Source organism: Streptomyces sp. NPDC006265, from assembly GCF_040613555.1.
GTDB lineage: Bacteria > Actinomycetota > Actinomycetes > Streptomycetales > Streptomycetaceae > Streptomyces.
Genome location: NZ_JBEXSH010000031.1, coordinates 1 through 22,719 on the forward strand (window position 1 = coordinate 1; position 22,719 = coordinate 22,719).

The window sequence follows — 22,719 nt, forward strand, 5'->3', positions numbered from 1 at the left end:
CATCCGGACGCGCTCGACGAAGTCGGGCTCGGCGTTGACGAGAGTGAGGGCGACGTCCTCGCGGCGCAGTCGCCTGGCGAGGCGCCCGGCGGCGGCCTTGATGCCCGTCTCCGTGGTGAAGTGGGCTCGGGTCAGCTTCTGCAGCTCGACCATCTGGGGGTTGTTGACCATGAGGACGTTGATGGCGTCGCCGCCGGATCCGGCCCCGCCCGCTCCGACCCAGCAGCCGGAGAGCAGCGGGGCGAGCAGCGTCCCTGCGGCGGCCAGGGCGAGCGGGGCTCGCGGTGGCCGTCGTCGGCTCTGGGTTCGCATGGATCGCTCCTGGATGTATGGGGAGATAAGGGGCAGCACGGGGCGTGGCTGCCCCCGGTGGGGGACGTCGGTGTGGTGTCAGACCCGGATGACCTGGGGCCCGAGCAGTGTGTAGCGGTGGGCTTCGGCGGCCGGCAGCAGGGTGCTCGTCACGATCGTCTCCAGCGCGCTCACTTCGGCGAACCGGCAGAAGCTGACCGCTCCGAACTTGGTGTGGACGCCGGCGAAGACCACGCGCCGGGCGGCCCGGATCGCCTGTGTCTTGACCTCGCTGACGGCCGGGTCGGGGGTGGTGAGGCCGTGTTCGCGGGAGATGCCGTTGGCGCCGATGAACGCCAGATCGACGACGAAGCCGGCCAGCATCTTCGTCGTCCAGTGGTCGACGGTGGCGAGGGTGCCGCGCCGCACCCGGCCGCCGAGCAGCAGCACGGAGATGTGCTCGGCCTCGGCGAGGGCGCCCGCGACCGGCAGGGACGCGGTGACCACGGTCAGCGGCCGGTCCCGGGGGAGTGCCTCGGCGATGAGCTGCGGGGTGTAGCCCTCGTCGACGAAGACGGTCTCGGCGTCGCCGAGCAGCTCGGCCGCGGTGGCCGCGACCCGGCGCTTCTCGGGGACGTGGCTGGTGGCCCGGAAGGCGAGCGTCGTCTCGAAGCCGGCGCTCTCCACGGGGTAGGCGCCGCCGTGGGTGCGGCGGAGCAGGCCGTGGTCCTCCAGGACGCGCAGATCGCGCCGTACGGTCTCCTTGGCCACGCCCAGCTCGGTGGCGAGGGCGGTGACGTCGACCGAGCCGTCGCGCCGCGCGGCCAGCACGATGTCGCGCTGGCGTTCTTCCGCGGTCCTGTTCATGGCCGTCACCCGCCTTCCTGCCGTGCCGCCCGTTCGGGCCCTCGGTCGGGCCTTGGGGGAAGTTCTACAGCGGGTGTTCCGCGGTGGCCAGGTCTGTTGCGGGCGGGATCCTGCCCGTGTGTGCCCGTTCGGTCTTGCGGGTGTGTGGTGCGCCGAGGGGAGGCCGTGGCCGTCTGCTGGTGCGTTGTGGCTGGTCGCACGGCTCCCCGCGCCCCTGACGGCACTGCCCGACTGCTTCCGGACCGTGCCCGAATGCCCGAGCGGGCGGGCCCGATCTCTGCCCGCCCACCCTGGTGACGACTGTTTCCGGTCAGTACGGCCAGATCGGCGGGTCCGTCACGAACTGGCCGCCCAGGTAGGCGTGCGCCTCGTTGCCGTCCTGCAGTTCGCCCTGCTCGGCGATGAGCTTCTCGGCGAACGGCTCGGAGTCGTCCTGCGGCTCGTAGCCGAGCGCCCGGGCGCTGGTGAGGTCCCACCACAGCCGGGTGTTGGCGGAGGAGCCGTGGACGACGGTGTGCCCGACGTGCTCGGCGGTCAGGGCCGCGTGGAAGAGACGGGCGCCGTCGGCGGGGCTCATCCATACGGAGAGCATGCGCACGCTGGTCGGCTCGGGAAAGCAGGAGCCGATGCGCACCGAGACCGTCTCCAGGCCGTGCCGGTCCCAGTAGAGCTGCGCGAGGTCCTCGCCGAAGCACTTGGACAGGCCGTAGAAGGTGTCCGGGCGGCGCGGGGTGTCGACCGGGATGAGTGGGTCGTCGCCCCGGGGGCGCGGGGTGTAGCCGACGGCGTGGTTGGAGGAGGCGAAGACGATCCGGCCGACGCCCTCCTCGCGGGCGGCCTCGTACAGGTGGTAGGTGCCCTCGATGTTGGCCTTGAGGATCTTCTCGAAGGGGGCTTCCAGGGAGATGCCCGCGAGGTGGATGATCGCGTCGACGCCCCGGACCGCCTCCCGCACGGCGTCCCGGTCGGCCAGGTCGGCGGCGATCGCGTCGGGCTCGCCCTCGATCGGGCGCAGGTCCAGCAGGCGCAGGTCGTAGCCGTAGGCCGGGAGCAGATCCCGCATCAGGGTGCCGAGGCCGCCGGCGGCGCCGGTGAGCAGGACGGTGCGGGGAGCGGGCATCCTCGGGTCTCCTTGATCGCCAACCGTGCTGATCGCAAAGCACGCTGATCGCCAGCGTGCACATGAGCGCACGGCATTCATATGCGTGGACACGCTAAGGATCTGGGGCGGAGCCCGTCAAGTATGCCGCGGAGGGGACGAATCCGCAGGTGTGTCGCGGGTGTGCGCGCTTGACCGGCGCCAAGGCGGCGCCTTAGCGTGGAGTTGTTCAGAAATATAGACGCCAATCATGAATATGGAACCGGGAGAGCTCGTGACGTCAGCCCCTCTCGCCGCTCGACTCATCGTCCCCAGCGGGCCGCTGTTCTTCCCGGTCACCGCCTACGGACCCGACGGCTCCGTGGACCTCGACACCTATCGCACGCATGTCCGGCGCGGGGTGGAGGCCGGAGCCGCCGCGGTGTTCGCCTGCTGCGGCACCGGCGAGTTCCACGCGCTGACGCCCGAGGAGTTCGAGGCCTGCGTACGGGCCGCCGTCGAGGCGACCGACGGGCGCGTGCCGGTCGTCGCCGGCGCCGGGTACGGCACCGCGCTCGCCGTGCGCTATGCCCGCCTCGCCGAGGGCGCCGGGGCGGACGGACTGCTCGCCATGCCGCCGTACCTGGTCGTCGCCGGGCAGGAGGGGCTGCTGCGGCACTACCGCGAGGTGGCCGCCGCCACCGCCCTGCCGGTCATCGTCTACCAGCGCGACAACGCGGTGTTCACCCCGGAGACGGTCCTCGCACTCGCCCGCACGGACGGGATCATCGGCCTCAAGGACGGGCTGGGCGACCTCGACCTCATGCAGCGCGTCATCAGCGCCGTCCGCACCGAGGTCCCGGGCGACTTCCTCTACTTCAACGGCCTGCCGACCGCCGAACAGACCCAGCTCGCCTACCGCGCCCTCGGCGTCACCCTCTACTCGTCCGCCGTGTTCTGCTTCGCGCCGGAGATCGCCCTCGCCTTCCACCAGGCCCTGCGGACCGGCGACGACGCCACCGTGGACAAGCTCCTGGACGGCTTCTACCGCCCCTTCGTCGAACTGCGCGCCCAGGGCAGCGGGTACGCCGTCGCCCTGGTCAAGGCCGGTGTACGGCTGCGCGGCCTCGACGTCGGGGAGGTGCGGCCCCCGCTGCACGAGCCGGCCGGGGATCATGTGAAGCAGCTCGCCGAAGTGATCGAGCGGGGCTACGCGCTGCTGGAGGAGGCCAAGTGAAGGCGTCGACATTCGTCTACCCCTGGGACGTCAACGGGGACCCGGAGGCACCCGCGCGCATCGCCGGGCTGGGCGTGGCACAGGTGACGCTCGCCGCCGCCTACCACTCCACGCGCGCCCTCACGCCCCGCCACCCGCGCCACCGCATCGTCACCGCCGAGCACGCCGCGGTGCTGTACCCGGCGGACGACCGCTGGGCCGGACGCGAGCTGCGCCCCTACGCGGCCGGCGACTGGGCCCCCGGGGACGCCTTCGGCGAGGCAGCCGGTGCGCTCACCCAGGCCGGCCTGGAGGTGCACACCTGGGTCGTCCTCGCGCACAACTCCCGCCTGGGCGCCGAACACCCGGACACCTCGGTCGTCAACGCCTACGGCGACCGCTACCCCTGGGCGCCGTGTATCGCGCAGCCCGCCACCCGCGCGTACCTGACCGACCTGGCGGCCGAGGCGGCCGTGCGGCCCGGGGCGCGCGGCACCGAGCTGGAGTCCCTCGGCTGGTACGGGCTGCAGCATCTGCACGCCCACGACAAGACCGGCGGCATCGGCCTCGGGGACGCCGGGCAGTACCTGATGGCGCTGTGCTTCTGCCCGTCCTGCCGGGAGGGCTACGGCCGGCACGGCCTGGACGCCGACGAGCTGGCGGCCGCCGTACGGACCGCGCTGGAGCCCGTGTGGCAGGGGGCGCCGTCCGACGGAGGCTGGGCGGGCATCGAGAAGCTCCTCGGCGAGACGCTCGCGCACACCACGCGCGCGTACCGCGACGAGACCGCCCGCACGCTCCAGGAGCAGGCCGTCGCGGCGGTCCGGGCGGCCGCTCCCGACGGCTTCCAGGTGCTGCTGCACGCGGACCCCGTGTCGTACCACGTAGGCGCCAACCCCGGGGTCGACCCGGCGCACATCCTGTCCGTCGCGGACGGCGTGGTCGTGCCCTGCGCGGGCGAGACCGGCACCCTGACGCCGTTCGCCCGGCAGGAGCGCGGGGGCGCCGTCATCGCCGCCAACTTCACCGTGGTCTCCGGGATGGGCGGCGGCCCGGGCACCCTCGCCGCCGACGCCACCCGGGCACGCGAGCTCGGCGCCACCGAACTGCGGCTGTATCACGCCGGGCTGGCGTCCGACGACGACCTGGAGACGGTCCGCTCCGCCCTCGCCGCCCTCTGACACAGCGGGGCCGCCGTCACCAACAGGGCCACGCCCAGGGCCACCAGCACCAGGCGGCGGTCCACCAGCTCGACCAGGGCCGCTCCGGCGGCCCTGGTCGACCACGTTCGGTGTGAACACCAGCGTGTGGGCGGTGGCCGTGACCCGGCCCAGCAGCGCACCGGGCGTCTCGCGCTGCACGGACGTCAGCGTGGCGATCAGCACCGCGGGCAGCCCCATGCCGATCGCCGCGCCGCACACCAGCGCCACCGGGTCGGACGGCACCGCCCGCAGTGCCACCGCGAGAGCCAGCAGGACGATGCCGGACACCGCGAAGCTCCGCGCCCCCAGATGGCGCAGGACGGGGCCGGAGAGCAGGCCGACCGCGACCGAACCGGCGCCCTGCACGGCGTAGAGCACGCCGGTGTACGCGGGGGAGTGCCCGAGACCGTCGACGACGGCGTACACCATCGCCCCGTTCAGACCGGCGCACAGCATCGTGGCGCCGCCCGCCAGGACCAGGGGGCGCAGCACGGGGTGCGCCCACAGGTGCCGCACGCCCTCGGCGGTCCGCCGCCGACGGCTGCCGGTGGGCGGCGCGGGCTTCTCCTCCCTCACCCGCAGCAGTGCGTACAGCCCCGCGGCCAGCACGAACGTCGCCGCGTCCAGGAGGGCGACGCCCGCGCCGCCGTGCGCCGCGTAGAGGCCCGCGCCCGCCAGCGGGGCCAGGAGCTTCATGCCCTCGGTGGCGGTCATGCGCAGGCCGTTGAAGTCACCCAGCAGGGACGGTTCCACGGCGGTCGCCACGAGCGCCGACTCGGCCGCGTCGTGGACGACACCCGCCGCGCCGTACACGAACAGCACCGCGTACAGCAGCCACAGGTCGCCCGGGGCGTCGACGCCCGCAAGGCCGAGCAGCAGGGCGCCCAGGAACACGTTCACGCCGATCAGCAGCGGTCTGCGGCGTCCGCGATCGGCCAGGGTGCCCAGCAGCGGTCCCGCCAGGGTCGGCAGCCACATGGCGAGCATGCACAGCGCGGCCAGGCCGTCCGAGCCGGTCAGGTCCTTGACCCACACGCCGGACGCCAGCCACAGGGCGGAGGTGCCGAAGCCGGAGACCACCACGCCGGAGAGGTACAGCCCGGCGTCACGGTCGCGCAGGACGCGCGCCACGGCCCAGGTCGTCTTGGTCGTCATACCTGGTCATCGTGGCTCTAAGGCCCGTACACGGGGATCGGGAAGGTGCCTTAGGAAAGGCGCGTCCGGGCGATGAGTTCCGGGGGCGCCGTCGGTCTACCTCCCGAGAGCGAAACCAGGAGGAGCAGCGGATGACCGACACGGCCCCGAACCCGACCCTCGACCTCGGCCCGCAGGCGGCGGTGGTGGCGCGCCTCGCCGAGGCCGTCACCGACGAGCAGCTGGCGGACCCGACACCCTGCCCCGAGTACGCGGTGCGCAACATGCTGGCCCACCTGACCCACCTGGCCGGCGCCTTCCGTGACGCCGGCCGCAAGGACCTGGGCGTCACCACCGACACCAGCCCGGGCTCCTCCCTGCCGGAGCTCGGGCCCGACTGGCGCGAGGAACTGCCCAAGGTGCTCGCCGACATGGCCGAGGCCTGGCGGGACCCGGCCGCCTGGACCGGCATGACCCGCGCCGGAGGCGTGGACCTGCCCGGCGAGGTCGCGGGTCTCGTCGCCACCGACGAACTGGTGATCCACGGATGGGACCTGGCCCGCGCCACCGGCCGGCCCTACACCCCCGACCCGGCCGCCCTCCAGGTGTGCCACGACTTCCTCGAGGCGTCCGCCGACGCCCCCGGCCGTGGCGAGATCTTCGGCCCCGTCGTCCGTGTCGAGGCGGACGCGCCCCTGCTGGCCAGGGCGGTGGGACTGAGCGGCCGGGACCCGGGCTGGACCCGCAGGTCGTAGAAAGCGATTGCTGTTTCTTTGTCGAAAGCATTGACGAAGCCCACGCGCCCTCCTACCGTCATCGCGTCGTACTTCGTACGTCATATATGAGACGCGATACGCGAGATCCGATACGCGATCCCCCGAGACGCGAGATCCGAGAGGCGCGCATGACCTCTGTGCCCACGCCGATCCCCTCCCGCACGCAGTTCGTGCTGGAGGGGATCAAACACCGCATCCTCACCGGGCAGTTGACGCCCGGCCAGGCGCTGGTCGAGACCGAGCTCGCCGCGCAGTTCGGGGTGTCGAAGACCCCGGTGCGCGAGGCGCTCAAGACGCTCGCCGGTACCGGGCTGGTCGTGATGAGCCAGTACAAGGGCGTCACCGTGCGCCTGGTGGACGCGGACATGGCGCGCGAGGTCTACGACGTACGGCTGCTGCTGGAGCCCGAGGCGCTGCGGCGGGCCGTGCAGCGCGGGGCCTCCCTGGACGTCGCCCGCGAGGCGCTGACCCGGGCCGACGCCGCCATCGACACCGCCGAACGCTCCCTCGCCAACCGGGAGTTCCACCGTGCCCTGTACCTGCCGTGCGGCAACCCGCTGCTCGGCCGGATGCTCGACGAGGTCCGCGACCAGGCCGCCCTGGTCTCCGCTGTCGCCTGGGCCGCCTCCCCCTCCTGGGAGCGGGAGGCCGGCGAGCACCGGGAGATCCTGCGGCTCGCCCTCGACGGCGACGCCGACGGCGCGGCGCGTGCCCTGCACGCCCACATCGCGTCCTTCGTGCAGCGCGCTTTCCCCGAGGCAGCACTGGAACAGGAAGGCCAGGAATGAGCAGCGTGGCGTTCGAGACCCAGCGGGCGGCGCTGGCCGACGTGGTGGCGATCCCGGTGACCCCGTTCGCCGAGGACGGCTCCGTCGCGCGGGACACCCACCGGGCCCTGCTGCGCCGCCTGCTCGACGGCGGCATCACGACCCTCACCCCGAACGGCAACACCGGCGAGTTCTACGCCCTCACCCCCGAAGAGCGCCGTCTCGTCACGGAGCTGACGATCGACGAGGCCGGGGAGCGGGCCGTCGTCCTGGTCGGTGTCGGACACGACATCCCGACCGCCGTCGCCTCCGCCCGGCACGCCCGGGAGCTCGGCGCCGGAATGGTGATGGTCCACCAGCCCGTCCACCCCTACGTCTCCCAGGCCGGCTGGGTCGACTACCACCGCGCCGTCGCCGAGGCCGTGCCCGAGCTGGGCGTCGTGCCGTACATCCGCAACGCACAGCTCACCGGCGCCCGGCTCGCCGAACTCGCCGACCACTGCCCGAACGTCATCGGCGTGAAATACGCCGTTCCCGACGCGGCCAGGTTCGCCGCGTTCGCCCGGGACGCGGGCCTGGAGCGGTTCGTGTGGGTGGCCGGGCTCGCCGAACCGTACGCTCCCTCCTACTTCTCCGCGGGCGCCACCGGCTTCACCTCGGGGCTGGTGAACGTCGCCCCGGCCGTCTCCCTGAACATGATCGAGGCCCTGCGCTCCGGTGACTACCCGGCCGCGATGAAGGTCTGGGAACAGATCCGCCGCTTCGAGGAGCTGCGCGCAGCCAACGGCTCCGCCGACAACGTCACCGTCGTCAAGGAGGCCCTCGCCTCCCTCGGGCTGTGCCGCCGCAAGGTCCGCCCGCCGAGCCGCACCCTCCCAAAGGAGCAGCGCGCCGAGGTCGCCGCGATCGCCGCGGGGTGGTCGATATGACCGGCAGACTGCGTCCCGAGGACCTCAGGAGCCATCAGTGGTACGGCGCCGAGGGCCAGCTGCGCACCTGGTCGCACAACGCCCGTATGCGCCAACTCGGTTACGAGGCGGAGGAGTACCGGGGCCGCCCGGTGATCGCCGTCCTCAACACCTGGTCCGACATCAACCCCTGCCATGTCCATCTGCGCGAGCGGGCCGAGGCGGTCAAGCGAGGGGTGTGGCAGGCCGGCGGCTTCCCGCTGGAGTTCCCGGTCGCCACACTCTCCGAGACGTACCAGAAGCCCACCCCGATGCTCTACCGCAACCTGCTCGCGATGGAGACGGAGGAGCTGCTGCGGTCCTACCCGGTCGACGCGGCGGTGCTGCTCGGAGGCTGCGACAAGTCGACGCCCGCGCTGCTCATGGGTGCGGCCTCGGCCGACGTACCCGCCCTCTTCGTGCCCGCGGGGCCGATGCTGCCGGGACACTGGCGCGGTGAGACCCTCGGGTCCGGCACCGACATGTGGAAGTACTGGGACGAGCACCGCGCGGGCAACCTGACCGACTGCGAACTGAGGGAGCTGCAGGGCGGGTTGGCCCGTTCCCCCGGTCACTGCATGACCATGGGGACCGCGTCGACGATGACCGCGGCGGCGGAAGCCCTCGGCGTGACGCTGCCGGGCGCCTCCTCCATCCCGGCCGTCGACTCCGGGCACGAGCGGATGGCCGCCGCCTCCGGGCGCCGTGCCGTGGAGCTCGCCTGGACCGCGCTCAAGCCGTCACGGCTCCTCACCCGCGAGGCCTTCGAGGACGCCGTCACCACGGTGCTCGGGCTCGGCGGCTCCACCAATGCCGTCATCCACCTGATCGCGATGGCGGGGCGCTGCCAGGTCGAGCTCACCCTTGACGACTTCGACCGCATCGCCCGCAACGTGCCGGTGCTCGCCAACGTCCGGCCCGGCGGACAGACCTACCTCATGGAGGACTTCTACTTCGCCGGTGGTCTGCCGGCCTTTCTCTCCCGGATCACCGACCTGCTGCACCTGGACCGGCCCACCGTCAACGGGACCCTGCGCGAGCAGCTCGAGGGAGCCGTCGTCCACGACGACGACGTCATCCGCACCCGCCAGAACCCCGTCGCCGCCGAGGGCGGAGTCGCCGTACTGCGTGGCAACCTCTGCCCGGACGGCGCCGTCATCAAGCACATCGCCGCCGAGCGCCACCTGCTCAAGCACACCGGCACCGCGGTCGTCTTCGACGACTACAGGACCATGCAACGCACCATCAACGACCCGGAGTTGGGGATCACCGCGGACAGTGTCCTGGTGCTGCGCAACTCCGGACCCAAGGGCGGCCCCGGCATGCCCGAGTACGGCATGCTCCCGATCCCCGACCACCTGCTCAAGCAGGGCGTGCGCGACATGGTCCGCATCTCCGACGCCCGGATGAGCGGCACGAGTTACGGCGCCTGCGCGCTCCACGTGGCCCCCGAGTCGTACGTTGGCGGCCCGCTCGCCCTGGTCCGCACCGGCGACTCGATCACCCTGGACGTCGAGGCCCGCGCCCTCCAACTCAACGTGAGCGAGGAGGAGTTGGAGATCCGCCGTCAGGACTGGAAGCCGCCGCCCACCCGCTACGAACGCGGCTACGGGGCGCTCTACAACGAGCAGATCACGCAGGCGGACACCGGCTGCGACTTCGAGTTCTTGGCAAGGCCAGGCAAGGCCCCGGATCCCTACGCCGGTTGACCGGTCCCACTCAGGGGCGCGGGCCTGTATCGACATGCGGCTCCGCCGCGTGGGCGCGACCGAGCACAACGAGTCCGCACTCGCCACACCACCGTAAGAGGCACCCCGTCCGCGCTCCCAGGCGGACTCCCGCACATCGAGAAAGCGCTTCCCGTACGACCGTACCCAGATCGGAGACCCTGTCATGGCCCAAGCCGCAGCCGTGGCGAAACCGCCCGCGCCACCCCGGCGGCGCCGGGCCTCCGCCACGCCGCGCAGGCTCCCGTACCTGCTGATCGCACCGGCCGCCCTGCTGATGCTGGGGTTCATCGCCTACCCGGTCATCAGCGTCTTCTACTACAGCCTGCAGAACTACAACCCGACCAAGCCGTGGCGCAACGGCTACGCGGGCTTCGACAACTTCGTCCATGCCTTCACCAAGGACCCCGTCTTCTGGGACACGCTGGTCTTCAGCGCCCAGTGGGTCGTCGTCGAGGTCGGCCTCCAGCTGCTGTTCGGCCTCGCGCTCGCCCTCATCGTCAACCAGACCTTCGTGGGGCGGGGCCTGGGACGCGCCCTGGTGTTCTCCCCGTGGGCCGTCTCCGGCGTGCTGACCTCCGCGATCTGGGTGCTGCTCTACAACTCGCAGACGGGCATCACCCGTTACCTCGCCGACATGGGCATCGGCTCCTACGGGACGAGCTGGCTGTCGGACACGTCCACGGTGTTCCCGGCGGCGGTCGTGGCCGACCTGTGGCGCGGGGTGCCCTTCTTCGCGATCCTCATCCTCGCCGACCTCCAGTCCGTCTCGAGGGACCTCTACGAGGCCGCCGAGGTCGACGGCGCGAGCCGCATCAAGCAGTTCTGGCACATCACCCTGCCGCACCTGAAGGACGCCATCATCCTGTCCACGCTGCTGCGCGCGGTGTGGGAGTTCAACAACGTCGACCTGCTCTACACCCTGACCGGCGGCGGCCCCGCGGGCGAGACGACCACACTGCCGCTGTACATCGCCAACACATCCGTCGACGCCCACAACTTCGGCTACGCGTCGGCCCTGACCACGGTGGCGTTCGTGATCCTGCTCTTCTGCTCGATGGTCTACCTGCGGCTGAGCAAGTTCGGAGGCGAGAAGTGAGCGTCAAGGAAGCCACCAAGGCGGCGCCCGCTCCCGTACGCGCCACCCCCGAACCGCCGCGTCCCGCCAAGCGCAACCGCGCCTGGGACGAGGCGCCCCGCTGGCAGATCTACCTGCCGCTGGGCATCTACCTGCTCTTCACCCTCGTTCCCTTCTACTGGATCCTGCTGTTCTCGCTGCGCCCGGCCGGCTCGACCTCGCTCGTGCCCTGGCCGATGACCTTCGACCACTTCGAGAAGGTCTGGACGGACCGCAGCTTCGGCACCTACTTCACCAACAGCGTGCTCGTCGGCGTCGCCACCCTGATCATGACGACGCTCGTCGCGCTGGCCGGCGGCTACGCCCTCGCCCGGTTCGACTTCAAGGTCAAGCGGGCGTTCATGCTGGGCCTGCTGTGCTCCCAGTTCGTGCCGGGCGCGCTGCTGCTGGTACCGCTGTTCGAGATCTTCGCCGAACTCCAGATGATCAACTCGCTCGGCAGCGTCATCCTCGCCGAGACGGTCTTCCAGCTGCCGCTGTCGATGATCCTGATCAGCAACTTCATCAAGAACGTGCCGTACTCCCTGGAGGAGGCGGCCTGGGTCGACGGCTGCAACCGCATGACGGCCTTCCGGATCGTGGTGCTGCCGCTGCTGCGGCCCGGACTGATCGCCGTCGGCTCGTTCGCCTTCGTCCACTCCTGGAACCACTTCCTGTTCGCCCTGATGTTCCTGAACAACCAGGACAAGCAGACGATCCCGGTCGGCCTCAACTCTCTGATGAGCGCCGACAGCGTCGACCTGGGCGCGCTCGCCGCGGGCGGCATCATCGCGGCCGTCCCGGTGGTGATCGTATTCGCCTTCATCCAGAAGTGGCTGATCACCGGGTTCAGCGCGGGGGCGGTGAAGGGATGAGACTCCGGCAGCTGACCGTCGCCTGTTTCCTGTTGGGCGTGCTCTGCGTCCCCGCGCACGCCGAGGGCCGGGACATCGGCCGCGACACCCTCCCGGCGAACGACGGCTGGGCGGCGGAGGGCGCCGGTACCACCGGAGGTGCCGCCGCCGACGACGCCCACGTCTTCACCGTGACCGACCGGGCCGGACTCGTCCGCGCCCTCGACGGCGGCAGCGACACCCCGAAGATCATCAAGATCGCCGGGACGATCGACGCCAACACCGACGACGGCGACCGGCTGGACTGCGCCGCCTACGCCACCGGCGGTTACGCCCTGAAGAAGTACCTCGCCGCCTACGACCCCCGCACCTGGGGCCCCGCCAAGCCCAGCGGCCCCCAGGAGGAGGCCCGCCAGACGTCCGCCGCGCGGCAGGCCGAACGGATCGTGCTGCCCGTCGGCTCGAACACCACCCTCGTCGGCCTCGGCGACTCGGCCCTCCTCAAGGGCGCGAGCCTCCACATCAAGAACGCGGACAACGTCATCGTCCGCAACCTCGACCTGCGCGACGCCTACGACTGCTTCCCCGTCTGGCAGTCCTCCCCCAAGCTCTCGGCTCCGCTCGAGCAGGGAGATACCCCCAACGGCGGCCTCGGCGACTGGAAGACGGCCTACGACAACATCTGGCTCACCGGAGCCACCCATGTGTGGGTGGACCACGTGACCCTGAGCGACAAGGGCCACCCGGACGCGGACGAGCCCACCCACTTCGCCCGCAACTACCTGCGCCACGACGGCCTGCTGGACATCACAGGCGGCTCCGACCTCGTCACCGTCTCCTGGAGCCGCTTCGCCGGCCACGACAAGGCGATGCTCATCGGCAACGGCGACACCGCCACCGGTGACCGCGGCAGACTCCGCGTCACCCTGCACCACAACGCCTTCGAGTCCGTCGTCCAGCGCGCCCCGCGCGTCCGCTTCGGCCAGGTCCACGTCTACAACAACCGGTACGACATCCCCGGTGACGACTACCGCTACTCGCTCGGCGTCTCCACCGAGTCGAGGATCTACGCGGAGAACAACGCCTTCCACGCGCCCGGCCATGTGGAGGTCGCCGATCTGGTCAAGAGCTGGAACGGCAGCGCCCTGCACCAGAGCGGCACACTCTTCAACGGCTTCCCGGTCGACCTGCTCTCGAGATACAACGCCTACAACTCGGGCAGCGAGCGCGATCTGACGGCCGACGTCGGCTGGACGCCCACCCTGCACACGCGGATCGACAGCGCCCGGGAGGCCGGCCGGGCGGTGGCCCGCGGCGCGGGTGCGGGGAGGATCCCATGACCGGTCCCATGATCGACACCATGAGCGAATCCACGAACACGCCCCTGCCCGTCGTCCTCGCCGGCGCCCGCGGTCACGGCCGCTGGCACGTCGAGAACATTCGCCGCCTGCAGAAGAAGGGCGTCGTGCGGCTGGCCGGCGTCTGCGAGCTGACGCCGCTGACCGCGGAGGAACTGGGCGACCTGGGCTCTCCCGAGCAGTCCGCCGACTTCGGCGCCCTGCTGGACGCCACCGGCGCCCGGGTCGCGGTGATCTGCACCCCCATCCCGACCCACACCGACCTCGCCCTCACGGCGGCCGAGCGGGGTGTGCACCTCCTCCTGGAGAAGCCGCCCGCCCCCTCCTACGCCGAGTTCCGCCGGATGGCCGACGGGGTCGCCGCGGCCAAAGTCGTCTGCCAGATCGGCTTCCAGTCGCTGGGCTCGCACGCCCTGCCCGCCGTCCGCGAGCTGATCGAGCAGGGCGCGATCGGGAAGCTGGTCGGGCTCGGCGGGGCAGGTGCCTGGGTCCGGGACGAGGACTACTTCCGGCGGGCGCCCTGGGCGGGCAAGCGGCGGCTGAACGGCGTCGACGTGATCGACGGGGCGCTGACCAACCCCCTCGCCCACGCCGTCGCCACCGCCCTCGCCCTGGGCGGCAGCACCCGCGCCGAGCACGTCACCGGCATCGAGACCGAGCTGCTGCGCGCCAACGCCATCGAGTCCGACGACACCTCCTGCGTCCGCGTCACCACCACGCAGGGCCACCCGGTGACCGTCGCCGCGACGCTGTGCGCCGAGGAGCCGGACGAGCCGTACGTCCTCGTCCACGGCAGCAGCGGCCGGATCACCTTCTGGTACAAGCAGGACCGGGTGCTGCTCCAGCGCGCGGGGCACGGCCCGCAGGAGTCCGAGCACGGCCGCACCGACCTGCTGGAGAACCTCGTCGACCACCTCACCACCGGCGCGGACCTGCTGGTTCCGCCGGACGAGACCGGCGCCTTCATGAAGGTCGTGGAGGCCATCCGCACCGCCCCCGGCCCGGCGCCGCTGCCGGACACCGCCTGGCACCGGATCCCCGACGAGAACCGCCGGGTGGTGCCCGGCATCGACGGACTCGTCGCGGCCGCCGCCGACACCCTCTCCCTCTACTCCGAGCTCGGTGCCCCCTGGGCCCTGTCCGCGGAGCATCTGTCGAACGAGGTGAGCACCCGATGACCAGCAACGACACCACGGTCCTGCGCGTCGCGGGCCGGCCGGTCGGCCGGTACGTCACCCGGCCCGAGCTGCCCACCCGGCTCTCCCCGCGCCCCTATCTGCACCCCGTCACCACCCTGGCCGGCACGGCCGTGACCGAGCTCGCCCCGGCCGACCACGCACACCACCTCGGCGTCGGTGTCGCCGTTCCCGACGTCGAGGGGTTCAACTTCTGGGGCGGGCGCACCTACGTCCGCGACCAGGGCCCGGCCGAGCTCGACAACCACGGCTCGCAGCGGCACATCGCCTTCCAGCTGTGTGACCCCGACGGCTTCGTGGAGGAGCTGCGCTGGCTGGCCGCGGGCGGCGAGCTGCTGCGCGAGCGGCGTACGGTCGCCGCCACCGAACTCACCGACCAGGCCTGGGCGCTGGACCTCACCTTCTCCCTCACCAACGTCACCAAGGGCCCGCTGTCGATCGGCAGCCCCGCGACCAACGGCCGCCCGGGCGCGGCCTACGGAGGCTTCTTCTGGCGGGTCCGCAAGGAGTCCTGCGCGCCGGAGGTCTTCACGGCCGGGGCCGACGGCGAGGAAGAGGTCCACGGCCGGCCCGCCGACTGGCTCGCCATGCGGGGCGGCACCTGGACGCTGGTCTTCGCCGGCGCCACCGAACAGACCCGCCGCGACCCGTGGTTCGTGCGCACCGAGGAGTACCCGGGCGTCGGATCCTCCCTGGCGCACGAGGAGCGGGTGCCGCTCCCGCCGGGTGAGACCGTCGTGCGCCGGGTGGTCACCGTCGTCGCCGACGGCCGACTCGACCGGGACGCGGTGGCGGCCCTCGTCCGCAAGGCGGTGAGCCCGTGACCTCCGAGACCTACCGCAACCCGATCCTCGACGCCGACTGGTCCGACCCGGACGTCGTCCGCGTCGGCGACGACTTCTACCTGACCGCGTCCAGCTTCGGCCGCGCCCCCGGACTGCCGCTGCTGCACTCCCGGGACCTGGTCAACTGGACCCTGGTCGGCCACGCCCTCGAACGCCTCGAACCTGCCGCCGAGTTCGACAGACCCCGGCACGACTGCGGGGTGTGGGCCCCCTCCCTCAGGTATCACGACGAACGCTTCTGGATCTTCTGGGGCGACCCCGACCAGGGCATCTTCCAGGTCAACGCCCCGCAGATCCGAGGTCCGTGGACCCGCCCGCACCTGCTGAAGGCCGGCAAGGGGCTCATCGACCCCTGCCCCCTGTGGGACGAGGAGACCGGAGAGGCCTACCTGGTCCACGCCTGGGCCAAGTCCCGCTCCGGCGTCAAGAACCGCCTCACCGGCCACCGGATGCGCCCCGACGGCACCGACCTCCTCGACGAGGGCAAGGTCGTCGTCGACGGGGACCGCATACCCGGCTGGTTCACCCTCGAAGGCCCCAAGCTCTACCGGCACGACGGCTGGTTCTGGATCCTCGCCCCCGCCGGCGGCGTGGAGACCGGCTGGCAGGGCGCCTTCCGCTCGCGCGGCTTCTTCGGGCCGTACGAGGAGAGGATCGTCCTGGAGCAGAAGGACACCGACGTCAACGGCCCCCATCAGGGCGGCTGGGTGCGCACCCCGTCGGGCGAGGACTGGTTCCTGCACTTCCAGCAGCGCGGCGCCTACGGCCGGGTGGTCCACCTCCAGCCCATGAGCTGGGGCCCGGACGACTGGCCGGTGATCGGGAACGACGGCGCCCCCGTCGCCGAACACCGGCGCCCCGCCCTGCCGCCGCAGTCGCCCGCCACACCCGCCACCGACGACGACTTCCCCGGCGGACGGTACGGCCGCCAGTGGCAGTGGACGGCCAACCCGGGCGACGGCTGGGCCACCCAGCACTCGGGGGACGGGCTGCGGCTCACCTGCGTCCGCTCGGAGGACGCCCACGACCTGCGGAAACTGCCTCATGTGCTGACCCAGCGGCTGCCCGGCACGCCCTGCGCCGTCGAGGTGGAGCTGCGCCTCGACAGCGACGAGCCCGGGGCCCGGGCCGGACTCGCGGTCCTCGGGGACGCATTCGGCTGGATCGGACTCCAGCGGGGCACGGACGGCACCGTCCACCTCGTGCACCGGTTCGCCGAGGCCGTCGCGGAGAGGGAACGCGACGCCGCGTACCCCCGCATCGCCCCCGAGGGCCGGGCCCGGCTGCGGGTCGAGATCGGCGCGGGGGCACGCTGCCGCTTCTCCGCCGACGTCAAAGACGGTGACGGGTTCCGTCCGTCCGGCCCCGTCTTCACCGCCACCCCATGGCGCTGGGTCGGCGCCCTGCTCGGCCTCTTCGCCCTCGCGCCCGGCGGTCAGGGGCACGCCGGGACGGCGGCCTTCACCCGGTTCCGGATCAGCGCCTCGTAACACACCTTCGTCGTACGCCTGTTGGGAGCCGCAATGACGCACCTCCGTAGCAAGCGCTTGTCGAGACCGGGGCACGGCAGGGTCGCGGCCGCCGTGCTCGGCCTGGTCGCCGCGCTCGGCCTCGGCTCGATCGGGGACGCCCAGGCCGCTCCGGCACCGCGGTCCGGCCCGGCCGCGGACCGCCGGACCGACCGGCCGCACGGCTTCGCCTCCCTCGCCGGCGGCACCACCGGCGGAGCGGGCGGCAAGGTCGTCACCGTTACCGACCAGGCCGCCCTGGCGAAGTACGCGGGGGCCGAGGAGCCGTACGTCATCCGCGTCAAGGGCGCCCTGGAGATGGAGCCCTTCGGCACGGAGATACCCGTCGCCTCCCACAAGACGATCATCGGCGTGAGCGACACGGCCGAGATCGTGCACGGCGGCTTCACCCTCGACCCCGGCACGCACAACGTCGTCATCCGCAACCTCACCATCCGCGACACCGCCATCGAGGGCAACTGGGACTGCAAGGACACCGACTACGACGGCATCCGTCTGGACACCGCCCACCACGTGTGGATCGACCACATCCGGTTCTCGCGGATCTGCGACGGGCAGCTCGACATCCGCAAGGACAGCGAGTATGTCACCGTCTCCAACAACCAGTTCACGGACAACAACAAGACCTTCGGCATCGGCTGGACCCCGAACGTCAGGACGCAGATCACCGTCGACCACAACTGGTTCCGGGGCACCAAGCAGCGCAACCCGTCCGCCGACAACTGCGCCTACGCGCACCTCTACAACAACTACCTGTCCGCGCAGCTGTCCGACGGCGACCCGGTCTGGACGTACGGCAACTGGTCGCGCGGCCGGACGAAGATGGTCATCGAGAACAGCTTCTACGACGGTGTCCAGCACCCCTACCAGGCCGATACGACGGCCGAGCTGGTGCAGCGCGGGTCGGTCCTGCGGAACACGACGGGCCGGCACGACGCCTGGGGCACGGCGTTCGACCCGCGCAAGTTCTACGCCTACCGGCTTGACCCGGCCGCCGCCGTCCCCGCGATCGTGAAGCGGTCCTCCGGGCCGCAGAAGCGGATCGGCGGCCCGGTCGAGCTGCACGTACCGGCCGACTACCCGACTGTGCAGGCCGCCGTGGACGCCGTGCCCGAGGGCAACGACATCCCGCTGACGATCGCCGTCGCGCCGGGCACCTACCGCGAGAAGGTGTTCGTCCCCGCGAGCAAGCCGGACCTCGTGCTGCGCGGCACCGGACGGGACCGCTCCGACACCGTCATCGTCTTCGACACGCCCGCCGAGTACGGGGGTTCGACGGGCAGCGCCACCGTCCGGATCGCCGCGAACGACGTCACCGCGCGCAACCTCACCTTCAGCAACGACTTCGATGAGGCCGCGCACGAGCTGAAGGGCGAGCAGGCCCTGGCGATGAAGACGACCGGCGACCGGATCGTCTTCGAGGACACCGCCTTCCTCGGCAACCAGGACACCCTGATGACCGACAGCCCCAGACTGACCACCGTCAGCCGGGTCTACGTCCGCGACTCCTACATCGAGGGCGACGTCGACTTCGTCTACGGACGGGCCACGACGGTGGTCGAGCGGTCGGTGATCCGGGCCCTGAGCCGCGGCTCGGACTCCAACAACGGCTACATCACGGCGGCTTCGACGTGGAAGGGCAACCCGTACGGGTTCCTGATCACCAGGTCGGAGATCGTCAGTGACGCCCCGGCCGGGACCTTCCACCTGGGGCGGCCCTGGCACCCCGGCGGCGAGCCGGACGCGGTCGCCCAGGTGCTGATCCGGGACACCCGGCTGCCCGCCGCGATCAAGTCCTCGCCGTGGACCGACATGAGCGGGTTCTCGTGGAAGGACGCGCGGTTCACCGAGTACCGGACCTACGGCCCGGGCGCGTCGGTCACCCCGGACCGTCCGCAGATGAGCGACCGAAACGCGCGCTCCCACACCGTCTCCGCCTATCTGGCGGGCGCCGACGGCTGGGCGCCGCACACCCGCAGCTGACGAAACCCCCACACCCTCAAGTTCCGCTGGATCCAGAAGAAGAGAGCCGACCAATGAAGATCAGCAATCACACCGGCAGCAGAGGCGGGCGCCGCCGCACATCCGCCGCCGTCGCCCTGGGGGCCGTGCTCGCGCTGACCGCGACCGCCTGCGGCGACGACGGCAGCGGGGCGGGCGGCGACAAGGGCGCCGACGGAAGCGGCAAGGGCGAGATCGTCTTCTGGGACAACAACGGCGGTGTCCGCACCGAGATCTGGAAGGAGATCATCGCCGACTTCGAGAAGGCGAACCCCGACATCAAGGTCGAGTACGTCGGGATCGCCTCGACCGAGTACCAGTCCAAGGTCGACACCGCCCTCCAGGGCGGCGGTCTGCCGGACGTCGGCGGCGTGGGCGCGGCGATGCTCGCCGGGTTCGCCGCGCAGGGTGCGCTGGAACCGCTCGACGAGCGGCTCGGTTCGTCGTCGCTGAGCGGCAAGCTCAACAAGGACATGGTCGAGTCGCTGAAGGCCGCCGGCGGCGGGGACGACAAGCTGTACTCGATCCCCACCTCCGCGAACAACGGTGTGCTGTACTACCGCACCGATCTGTTCAAGAAGGCGGGGCTCGAGGAGCCCACGACGTGGGAGCGGTTCTACAAGGCCGCCGAGAAGCTGACGAACTCGGGCAAGAACGAGTTCGGCTACACCATTCGCGGTGGTGCCGGTTCCATCGCCCAAGCGCTGGACGCCATGTACGGGCAGTCCGGCATCACGTCGTTCTGGGACTCCAGCGGTGAGAAGACCACGGTCAACGATCCCAAGAACGTGGCGGCGCTGGAGAAGTACGCGGCGCTGTACAAGAAGGTCACTCCGGCCGCCGACCTCAACAACGACTTCACGAAGATGGTCGCGCAGTGGGACTCCGGCACGATCGGGATGCTGAACCACAACCTGGGCTCGTACCAGGACCATGTGAAGGCGCTCGGGGTCGAGAAGTTCCGGGGCATTCCGCAGCCGGTCGGTGCCGGCGGCAAGCGGGTGCAGGTGTCCAACCCGGTGGACGGGCTGGGGCTGTTCAAGAGCGGCAAGAACAAGGACGCGGCCTGGAAGTTCATCGAGTTCGCCACGTCCAAGGCGGAGAACTCGAAGTTCAACGAGGCGGCGGGGCAGGTGCCGTCGAACATGGACGCGGCGAAGGACGCATGGATTTCGGAGGCCGAGCCCACGAAGCTGGCCGCTGACGCGTTGTCGGACGGGTCGACGACGATTGTGCAGCTGCCCTACTACCTGCCGGACTGGAACACGATCTCCAAGGCCGACAACGAGCCGAACTTCCAGAGGGTGCTGCTCGGGAAGATGAGTGCGAAGGAATTCCTGGACACGATGGCCGAGCAGCTGAATGCCGCTCAGGAGGAATGGAACCAGCAGAAGGGATAGTTCTGGACATCGCCGTGGGGCGGCCTGTGGTGTGCAGGGTGCGGGCCGCCCCGTGGTTGCTCGCGCCCCCGCGGCGGAGCCGCATATCGATACAGCCCCGCGCCCCTTCAGGCGCGACCATCACTCCCCCTTGAAAGGGACTCCGCGTGTCTCTGAGTCGTAGACAGGTCGCTGTCGCCGCAGCCGCCGTGCCCCTGGCGTTTGCCGCCACCGGTACCGCTCACGCCGGTGCCCGTCGTACGCCCACCCTCTTCATCGCCGGTGATTCCACCGCCGCGCAGAAGTACAAGGACGCCGCGCCCGAGACCGGGTGGGGAATGGCGCTTCCCTTCTTTCTGCAGAGCTCCCGGCTCGCCGTCTCCAATCATGCCGTGAACGGGCGGAGTTCCAAGAGCTTCGTCGACGAGGGACGGTTGAAGGTGATTCTGTCCGCCGTCCGGCCCGGGGACCTCCTCCTCATCCAGTTCGCTCACAACGACGAGAAGGCGGAGGATCCCACCCGGTACACCGAGCCCTGGTCGACGTATCAGCAGTATCTGCGGATGTACCTCGACGGGGCCCGGGCGCGTGGGGCGCGGCCGGTGCTGGCGACATCCGTGGAGCGGCGGCGGTTCGACGCCGCCGGGAAGGCCCTGCCGACGCACGGGGAGTATCCGGCGGCCATGCGGGCGCTCGCCGCCGAGGAGCGGGTCCCGCTGCTCGACGTCCAGGCGCTGTCGCTCGCCCTGTGGCAGCGGCTCGGGGTCGAGGAGACCAAGAAGTACTTCAACTGGACCGCGACCGAGCAGGACAACACGCACTTCAACCCGCCGGGGGCCATCGAGGTGGCCCGGCTCGTGGCGCGGGAGCTGCTGCGGACCCGGGTGCTCGGGCCGCGTGAGGTGCGGCGGCTGGACGAGCGGATTCCCGAGTCCTGGATCACCTGGCCGTAGTCCGGCGCGCCACCCCTGACCGAGAAGAAGGAGAGCCGCACCATGAACGTTCAGAAGTGTCATGATCATGCAATGGCCAGAGCGGCCGTGCTCATCGGCTGTACCGCGCTCGTCCTGTCCCTGAGCGGCACCGGCGCGCAGGCCCAGCCCCGGGACGTCGCCCGTCAGACCCTCGCAGCCAACGACGGGTGGGCCTCCTACGGCACCGGGACCACGGGCGGCTCCCAGGCGGACGCCGCGCACGTCTACACCGTCACCACCTGGGAGCAGTTCCGCGCCGCCCTGAAGGACGGCGGGGCCGCACCGAAGATAATCAAGGTCAAGGGCGTGATCGACGCCGTCTCCGAGGGCTGCGACGCGTTCGCGGCCGCCGGATACGACTTCCAGAAGTACCTCGCCGCCTACGACCCCGCCGTCTGGGGCCACGACAAGCCGGTCACCGGGGAACAGGAGGACCTGCGGGCCGCGTCGGCCGCCGCGCAGGACAAGACCATCAAGGCGAGCGTGCCCGCCAACACCACCATCGTCGGTGTGGGGAAGGGTGCCGGGATCCGCGGCGGCAGCCTGCAGATCAAGGGCGTGGACAACGTCATCGTCCGCAACCTCGCCGTCGAGGCCCCGATCGACTGCTTCCCGCAGTGGGACCCGACCGATGACAACAAGACCGGGGCCTGGAACTCCGAGTACGACGGTGTGGTGGTGTACGGCTCCACCCATGTGTGGATCGACCACAACACCCTCACCGACGGCCGCTACCCCGACAGCAGCCTGCCGACCTACTTCGGCAAGGTCTACCAGCAGCACGACGGCCTGCTCGACGTCGTGCGCGGCGCCAACCACGTGACGGTGTCCTGGAACTCCTTCGAGGACCACGACAAGACCATGCTGATCGGCAACAGCGACGGCGCCGGCGCCGACGACACGGGCAAACTCAAGGTCACCCTGCACCACAACCGCTTCGAAGGCATCGTCGAGCGGGCCCCGCGCGTGCGGTTCGGGCAGGTCGACGTGTACAACAACCACTTCGTGGTCACCAAGGACCAGCCGTACGCCTACACCTTCGGCATCGGTGCCTCCTCGCAGCTCCACGCCACGGACAACGCGTTCTCGCTGCCCGCCGGAGCCGGCGCCGGCAGGACCCTGAAGAAGTGGAGCGAGGCGCCGCTCACCGCCGAGAACAACTACGTCAACGGCAAGCGGACCGATCTCATCGCCGTGCACAACGCGGAGATCCCCGGCGAGATCCTGAAGTCCGGCGCGGGCTGGAAGCCGACCCTGCGCACGAAGGTGGACTCGCCGAAGGCCGTGCCGCAGATCGTCGACCGGCAGGCAGGCGCGGGCCGGATCTGCTGACGCCCCCGGATACCGGCCGGGGCGGCCCGCACCGCATCCCCCACCCCGGGGGGTGTGCCCGCCCCGGCTCCTCCCGCAGTGACATCGAAGGAGCTCCCGCATGCCCCTGTCCAGAAGAGGATTCCTGAC

The 22,719-nt window shown here is 71.1% G+C and carries 18 protein-coding genes and 2 pseudogenes; 16 read left to right on the forward strand and 4 right to left on the reverse strand.

Features of this window, described 5'->3' with window-relative positions:
* From ABZ281_RS05075 to ABZ281_RS05085, 3 genes and pseudogenes are all read right to left on the reverse strand, one after another.
* Positions 1–312, reverse strand: a pseudogene (locus ABZ281_RS05075) (hypothetical protein); the annotation flags it as partial.
* A 78-nt stretch (positions 313–390) separates the two neighbouring features.
* Positions 391–1,158 (reverse strand): DeoR/GlpR family DNA-binding transcription regulator, encoded by a 768-nt coding sequence (locus ABZ281_RS05080; protein WP_356652217.1) that lies wholly within the window; start codon positions 1,156–1,158, stop codon positions 391–393.
* 310 nt (positions 1,159–1,468) lie between these two features.
* Entirely contained in the window at positions 1,469–2,278 is an 810-nt protein-coding gene (locus ABZ281_RS05085) for an NAD(P)-dependent oxidoreductase (protein WP_356652219.1), read from the reverse strand.
* Between the two features lie 253 nt (positions 2,279–2,531).
* On the opposite strand from ABZ281_RS05085, the gene ABZ281_RS05090 reads away from it, so the two are divergent.
* Entirely contained in the window at positions 2,532–3,473 is a 942-nt protein-coding gene (locus ABZ281_RS05090) for a 5-dehydro-4-deoxyglucarate dehydratase (RefSeq protein ID WP_356652221.1), read from the forward strand.
* A complete protein-coding gene (locus ABZ281_RS05095) occupies positions 3,470–4,633 on the forward strand; it encodes a hypothetical protein (protein WP_356652223.1) in 1,164 nt (387 codons plus the stop codon). The genes ABZ281_RS05090 and ABZ281_RS05095 overlap by 4 nt, the downstream gene beginning before the upstream one ends.
* On the opposite strand, the pseudogene ABZ281_RS05100 reads toward ABZ281_RS05095, so the two are convergent.
* Positions 4,570–5,809: pseudogene (locus tag ABZ281_RS05100) on the reverse strand (MFS transporter). The gene ABZ281_RS05095 and the pseudogene ABZ281_RS05100 sit on opposite strands and share 64 nt — an antisense overlap.
* 131 nt (positions 5,810–5,940) lie before the next feature.
* Between ABZ281_RS05100 and ABZ281_RS05105 the strand changes: the two are divergent.
* The 14 genes from ABZ281_RS05105 (at position 5,941) to ABZ281_RS05170 (ending at position 22,590) form a co-directional block, all read left to right on the forward strand.
* Positions 5,941–6,543, forward strand: coding sequence for a TIGR03086 family metal-binding protein (locus tag ABZ281_RS05105; protein WP_356652225.1), 603 nt, complete (start codon positions 5,941–5,943; stop codon positions 6,541–6,543).
* Positions 6,544–6,692: 149 nt separating this feature from the next.
* Positions 6,693–7,352 (forward strand): GntR family transcriptional regulator, encoded by a 660-nt coding sequence (locus ABZ281_RS05110; RefSeq protein ID WP_356652227.1) that lies wholly within the window; start codon positions 6,693–6,695, stop codon positions 7,350–7,352.
* Positions 7,349–8,260, forward strand: coding sequence for a dihydrodipicolinate synthase family protein (locus ABZ281_RS05115; protein WP_356652231.1), 912 nt, complete (start codon positions 7,349–7,351; stop codon positions 8,258–8,260). Before ABZ281_RS05110 ends, ABZ281_RS05115 begins: the two co-directional genes overlap by 4 nt.
* Complete coding sequence (gene araD / locus ABZ281_RS05120) at positions 8,257–9,987, forward strand: L-arabinonate dehydratase (RefSeq protein WP_356652233.1); 1,731 nt, start codon at positions 8,257–8,259, stop codon at positions 9,985–9,987. Before ABZ281_RS05115 ends, araD begins: the two co-directional genes overlap by 4 nt.
* Before the next feature lie 184 nt (positions 9,988–10,171).
* A complete protein-coding gene (locus tag ABZ281_RS05125) occupies positions 10,172–11,104 on the forward strand; it encodes a sugar ABC transporter permease (protein WP_356652235.1) in 933 nt (310 codons plus the stop codon).
* Entirely contained in the window at positions 11,101–11,997 is an 897-nt protein-coding gene (locus ABZ281_RS05130; RefSeq protein WP_298553175.1) for a carbohydrate ABC transporter permease, read from the forward strand. The genes ABZ281_RS05125 and ABZ281_RS05130 overlap by 4 nt, the downstream gene beginning before the upstream one ends.
* Positions 11,994–13,316: a pectate lyase gene (locus ABZ281_RS05135; RefSeq protein WP_356652237.1), complete on the forward strand. Its 1,323-nt coding sequence runs from the start codon at positions 11,994–11,996 to the stop codon at positions 13,314–13,316. The genes ABZ281_RS05130 and ABZ281_RS05135 overlap by 4 nt, the downstream gene beginning before the upstream one ends.
* Positions 13,313–14,512: a Gfo/Idh/MocA family oxidoreductase gene (locus tag ABZ281_RS05140; RefSeq protein WP_356652239.1), complete on the forward strand. Its 1,200-nt coding sequence runs from the start codon at positions 13,313–13,315 to the stop codon at positions 14,510–14,512. Before ABZ281_RS05135 ends, ABZ281_RS05140 begins: the two co-directional genes overlap by 4 nt.
* Positions 14,509–15,354 (forward strand): PmoA family protein, encoded by an 846-nt coding sequence (locus ABZ281_RS05145; protein WP_356652241.1) that lies wholly within the window; start codon positions 14,509–14,511, stop codon positions 15,352–15,354. Before ABZ281_RS05140 ends, ABZ281_RS05145 begins: the two co-directional genes overlap by 4 nt.
* Positions 15,351–16,865, forward strand: a complete 1,515-nt coding sequence (locus ABZ281_RS05150; protein WP_356652243.1) for a family 43 glycosylhydrolase — start codon at positions 15,351–15,353, stop codon at positions 16,863–16,865. The genes ABZ281_RS05145 and ABZ281_RS05150 overlap by 4 nt, the downstream gene beginning before the upstream one ends.
* A gap of 33 nt (positions 16,866–16,898) precedes the next feature.
* Entirely contained in the window at positions 16,899–18,887 is a 1,989-nt protein-coding gene (locus ABZ281_RS05155; RefSeq protein ID WP_356652245.1) for a pectinesterase family protein, read from the forward strand.
* Positions 18,888–18,940: 53 nt separating this feature from the next.
* Positions 18,941–20,305, forward strand: a complete 1,365-nt coding sequence (locus ABZ281_RS05160) for a sugar ABC transporter substrate-binding protein (protein ID WP_356652247.1) — start codon at positions 18,941–18,943, stop codon at positions 20,303–20,305.
* A gap of 146 nt (positions 20,306–20,451) precedes the next feature.
* Positions 20,452–21,237, forward strand: a complete 786-nt coding sequence (locus tag ABZ281_RS05165) for a rhamnogalacturonan acetylesterase (RefSeq protein ID WP_356652249.1) — start codon at positions 20,452–20,454, stop codon at positions 21,235–21,237.
* 42 nt (positions 21,238–21,279) lie between these two features.
* Positions 21,280–22,590, forward strand: a complete 1,311-nt coding sequence (locus ABZ281_RS05170) for a pectate lyase (protein WP_356652251.1) — start codon at positions 21,280–21,282, stop codon at positions 22,588–22,590.
* The last annotated feature ends 129 nt before the right edge of the window (positions 22,591–22,719 follow it).

Coding starts and splice junctions, on each gene's coding strand:
- ABZ281_RS05160 (WP_356652247.1), top strand. CDS start 18,941: ATGAAGATCAGCAATCACACCGGCAGCAGAGGCGGGCGCCGCCGCACA.
- ABZ281_RS05135 (WP_356652237.1), top strand. CDS start 11,994: ATGAGACTCCGGCAGCTGACCGTCGCCTGTTTCCTGTTGGGCGTGCTC.
- ABZ281_RS05105 (WP_356652225.1), top strand. CDS start 5,941: ATGACCGACACGGCCCCGAACCCGACCCTCGACCTCGGCCCGCAGGCG.
- ABZ281_RS05080 (WP_356652217.1), bottom strand. CDS start 1,158: ATGAACAGGACCGCGGAAGAACGCCAGCGCGACATCGTGCTGGCCGCG.
- ABZ281_RS05125 (WP_356652235.1), top strand. CDS start 10,172: ATGGCCCAAGCCGCAGCCGTGGCGAAACCGCCCGCGCCACCCCGGCGG.
- ABZ281_RS05085 (WP_356652219.1), bottom strand. CDS start 2,278: ATGCCCGCTCCCCGCACCGTCCTGCTCACCGGCGCCGCCGGCGGCCTC.
- ABZ281_RS05110 (WP_356652227.1), top strand. CDS start 6,693: ATGACCTCTGTGCCCACGCCGATCCCCTCCCGCACGCAGTTCGTGCTG.
- ABZ281_RS05155 (WP_356652245.1), top strand. CDS start 16,899: ATGACGCACCTCCGTAGCAAGCGCTTGTCGAGACCGGGGCACGGCAGG.
- araD (WP_356652233.1), top strand. CDS start 8,257: ATGACCGGCAGACTGCGTCCCGAGGACCTCAGGAGCCATCAGTGGTAC.
- ABZ281_RS05145 (WP_356652241.1), top strand. CDS start 14,509: ATGACCAGCAACGACACCACGGTCCTGCGCGTCGCGGGCCGGCCGGTC.
- ABZ281_RS05140 (WP_356652239.1), top strand. CDS start 13,313: ATGACCGGTCCCATGATCGACACCATGAGCGAATCCACGAACACGCCC.
- ABZ281_RS05170 (WP_356652251.1), top strand. CDS start 21,280: ATGAACGTTCAGAAGTGTCATGATCATGCAATGGCCAGAGCGGCCGTG.
- ABZ281_RS05115 (WP_356652231.1), top strand. CDS start 7,349: ATGAGCAGCGTGGCGTTCGAGACCCAGCGGGCGGCGCTGGCCGACGTG.